Annotated in this window: 2 protein-coding genes and 3 pseudogenes; 3 read left to right on the top strand and 2 right to left on the bottom strand. The window is 59.8% G+C overall.

The genetic code is table 11. The annotated features are described in order from the left end of the window. Positions 1-189: 189 nt before the first annotated feature. Positions 190-984, bottom strand: coding sequence for a substrate-binding periplasmic protein (locus AC1DH9_RS27940; RefSeq protein ID WP_427543601.1), 795 nt, complete (start codon positions 982-984; stop codon positions 190-192). A gap of 93 nt (positions 985-1,077) precedes the next feature. Further along, a pseudogene (locus tag AC1DH9_RS27945) lies at positions 1,078-1,449 on the bottom strand (TetR/AcrR family transcriptional regulator); the annotation flags it as partial. Between the two features lie 180 nt (positions 1,450-1,629). On the opposite strand from AC1DH9_RS27945, the pseudogene AC1DH9_RS27950 reads away from it, so the two are divergent. The 3 genes and pseudogenes from AC1DH9_RS27950 to AC1DH9_RS27960 all read left to right on the top strand — a co-directional run. Next, a pseudogene (locus tag AC1DH9_RS27950) lies at positions 1,630-3,091 on the top strand (acyclic terpene utilization AtuA family protein). A gap of 12 nt (positions 3,092-3,103) precedes the next feature. After that, a complete protein-coding gene (locus AC1DH9_RS27955) occupies positions 3,104-3,973 on the top strand; it encodes an SDR family oxidoreductase (RefSeq protein WP_427543595.1) in 870 nt (289 codons plus the stop codon). A 3-nt stretch (positions 3,974-3,976) separates the two neighbouring features. Next, positions 3,977-4,222: pseudogene (locus AC1DH9_RS27960) on the top strand (acyl-CoA carboxylase subunit beta); the annotation flags it as partial.

The raw sequence follows: 4,222 nt of genomic DNA on the forward strand, positions 1-4,222 counted from the left end.
GTGTACACAGGTCAAATGTGGGAGCGAGCCTGCTCGCGATGGTGGACTCAAGCCCAATGCAGACCTTGAGCGTCACGCCAACGAACACCGATCAAAAAACCGCTCGCCGCCCAGGATCATCAGTGCTGCACACTTGTGCGGAAAATCGAATTCCTTCTCGCAATGAAAGCACTGACCGCTGGCCTGGCTTCAGCTTTTCGGCACCGGCACGATGGCAATTTTGTACGGATCGAAAATCTTCAGCATCTGCCCGTTATCCCGCAACCCCTGCAGCAACTTGCCGAAGGTTTCTGCGCTGATCGGCGCTTGCGGACGTAACAGCGCGTAATGGTGATAAACCTGATCGATGCGCTGGGATACCAGCAACTGCGGCCTGACCTTTTCATTGCGCAGCAGGTAATCGTAGAGGTACGAACGTGTGACCAATGCGATGTCGGCACGATCGCGAAGGACCATTAAAATATTGCTGTCGTGGGAAGTCGTGAGCGTCGCGTTGTAAGTGTTCTTGAGATACTGCGGATCGGCATTGAACCCGGCAAACTCGTAGTGATAATCCTTGTACAACGCCAGACGCTTGCCCTTCAAATCCGCGAAGTAGCCCTGCTGACGCTCCGGTTTGCTCTGTGCGACAAAGATTTCAGCATCTTCCAGGCCCATGTCGACCGTGCTGTGCGGGATATCCTTCCAGCCCCACTCCGGGTTTTCGAAGATCGCCATGTCAACCCGGGCGTCCTGGAAATCACCAAATCGACGCTGCAAGGAGGTCGGCACGAGTTTGAACTCATAGTCGGTTTGCAACTTGTTCAGCGCCTCGACCAACTGCGGTAGCAGCCCGGTATCGTCGCCATTCTCCGGTCGAACGGTATACGGCGGAAAATGCGCAGCGCCCACCTGCACCACTTGTGCGGCCGAAGCCGGCAGTACGGACAGCGCACCCAGCGCCATCAGCGAAATCCGTAAAGCCTTCCGAACTGGCGAAGACATCAAAACTAACCCACCTCTAAAAGAATATCGACTACACCCAAGCTAGGCGGTTTTACCCACTTAGACAACTTGGTGATGGCTATTTAATAAGTTTACCAGCACCGCCATCGCTTCGCCGCTGCCGCCCATAATCGACTGCAACTCACAGCGGATCAGCGCCAGCACCCGCTCGCGCACGTTGGTCGCTTGCGCCAGGGAGGCGCGCATCAAGGCGGTGTTGTAGCGAATGGTTTCCTCCATCACCGCCCGCAGGATTTCATCCTTGCTTTTGAAGTGATGAAAAATGCTTCCCGACTGAATCCCGACCGCACTGGCCAGGTCACGCACCGTAGTGCGCTCGTAGCCCTTGTTGCGAAACAGGTGAGCGGCCATTTGCAGCAGTTTGCCGCGAGCGCTGTCGGGATCGGTCAGTTGCCCGTTGTCGACCAACTCGCGCATTACCAGCAGGGCTTTTTGCTCGTCCACCCGTTCTCTCCTACAGTCGCTCAATCAATTGTGCGATCACACCACGAATGCAATGGGTTTGCGCGGGCAATTTAAGCTGACCGGGACKACCAAGCAAGCGCTTGGGAAGAAGATGTAACCAGCATTTACAAACCAAGCGCTTGCTTGGTAGTCTCGAGTCACTTCTGTCGGAGGCTTGCAATGAACAAAACCGTTCGTATCGGCTGCGCCAGTGCCTTCTGGGGTGACACCTCGACCGCCGCCGCGCAGTTGGTTGAAGGTGCCCGGCTGGACTATCTGGTGTTCGACTATCTGGCAGAAATCACCCTGTCGCTGATGGCCGGCGCACGGATGAAAGCCCCCCACGCCGGTTACGCGACCGACTTCGTCGAGGTCCTCAGCCCGCTCCTCAAGAAACTCCTGGAAAAGAACATCCGCGTGATCAGTAACGCCGGCGGAATCAATCCGCTGGCCTGCGCAGCGGCGCTGCAAGCGGCTTGCGATAGCGCCGGTGTGCCACTGAAAATCGCCGTGCTGCTCGGTGATGACCTGCAGCCGCAGTTCAAGCAACTGGCAGCCTGCGACGTAAAGGAAATGTTCAGCGGCGCGCCCCTACCGCCGATGTGCGTGTCGACCAACGCCTACCTCGGCGCCCCCGGCATCGTCGAGGCACTACGCCTGGGTGCGGACATCGTTATCACAGGCAGAGTGGTCGACAGCGCCGTGGTCAGCGCGGCATTGGTGCATGAGTTCGGCTGGTCGTGGCAGGACTACGACAAACTGGCCCAGGCCGCGCTGGCCGGGCACATCATCGAATGCGGCGCGCAGTGCACCGGCGGCAACTTCACCGATTGGCAAGAGGTGCCCGACTACGAACACATCGGTTTCCCCATCGTCGAAGTCAGCGCCGACGATGTTCAGCCAACGCGGCTGGGCGCCCTACAGCGAAGTGAACATTGAGCTACTCGGCAGTGAAGCAACTTATGGTCCACATGGCCAGCGCCAGGACAGCCGCGAAGTGGTGATCAAACTGGCGGTACGGCACCCGGACAAACAAGCGCTGATCCTGTTTTCCCGAGAGATCGCTCAAGCCGCCACCGGAATGGCGCCGGGGTTGACCGGAATCGTCGGCGGCCGGCCAACCGTGTACCCATTGATCCGTCTGTTCTCGTTCCTGATCGATAAAAATACCTGTGCACTGGAAATCGACCTGCAGGGCCAGCGTCATCCCTGCGCCCTGCCCGCCCTCGATCACCTCGACGTTGCCGACCTGCCGGTGCCCTTTGATCCGCCCAAACCCCATGGGCGAGCCGATGCCAGTGTGGCGCTGGTGAAACTCGCCGTGGCGCGCTCCGGCGACAAGGGTAATCACAGCAATATCGGCGTCATGGCCCGTGCCCCCGAATACCTGCCGTGGATCGCCGAAGCGTTGACGCCTGCAGTGATCGTCGACTGGATGAGTCACGTGCTTGACCCGATCCACGGACGTGTCGAGCGCTGGTATTTGCCCGGCACTCACAGCCTGAATTTTCTCCTGGAAAACGCCCTCGGTGGCGGTGGCGTGGCCAGCCTGCGGATCGACCCGCAAGGTAAGGCGTTCGCCCAGCAACTATTGGAAATCCAGATCCCGGTGCCGCAAGGCATCGCTGACCAAGTCAAGTAGAGGATGGTTGCCGTGGCCTTTGATTCGATATTCAAACCCGAGCTGTTTGCCGGCCAGACGATCATTGTCACTGGCGGCGGCAGTGGCATCGGCCGTTGTACCGCCCACGAACTGGCGGCCCTCGGCGCGCATGTGCTGTTGGTCGGGCGAAAACCCGAGAAACTGCAAAAGGTCGCGACGGAAATCTTCGAGGACGGCGGCAAGGCCGATTGGCAGGCCTGCGATATCCGCGACGAGGACGCGGTCACGCAACTGGTCGGGCAACTGATCAAGGATCACGGGCCGATTCACGGCCTGGTCAACAATGCTGGCGGTCAATACCCGGCGCCCTTGGCCTCGATCAATCAGAAAGGTTTCGAAACCGTGCTGCGGACCAATCTGGTGGGCGGGTTCCTGATGGCCCGCGAGGTGTTCAATCAGTCGATGTGCAAGCACGGTGGCAGCATCGTCAACATGCTCGCTGACATGTGGGGCGGCATGCCCGGCATGGGCCATTCGGGCGCGGCACGTTCGGGCATGGACAACGTCACCAAGACCGCTGCGGTCGAATGGGGTTACGCCGGGGTGCGGGTCAACGCGGTGGCGCCCGGCTGGATTGCCTCCAGCGGCATGGACACCTACGAAGGTGCGTTCAAGGCGCTGATCCCGACCCTGCGCGAACACGTGCCGCTCAAGCGGATCGGCAGCGAGTCGGAAGTCAGCGCGGCGATTGTTTTCCTGCTGAGCCCGGCGGCGGCCTTTATCAGTGGCAGCACACTGCGAATCGACGGTGCGGCGAGCCTCGGCGGTCGCGCCTGGCCACTGCACAAGGCGCAGCACAGTGAGTCGTTCAATGGTTTTCACCGCGCGGACTTACCCGACGTGCTCAAGGGCGAGGACTGAACCATGCCGCAGATTGAGTCGCAACTCGACATCCACAGCCCGCAGTTTGCCCAGAACCGCGAGGCGCTATTGAGCAGCATCGAGCAGATCCGCCAGTTGGAACGCAACCTGCTGAGCAAGGCTGCCGAAGCGAAACCGAAATTCGACAAACGGGGGCAACTCCTGCCTCGCGAACGGCTGAACTTGCTGCTGGACCCCGGTGCACCGTTTCTCGAACTGGCGAGCCTGGCCGGCTACAAACTTCACGAC

The organism is Pseudomonas sp. 05T35 (genome assembly GCF_056396605.1).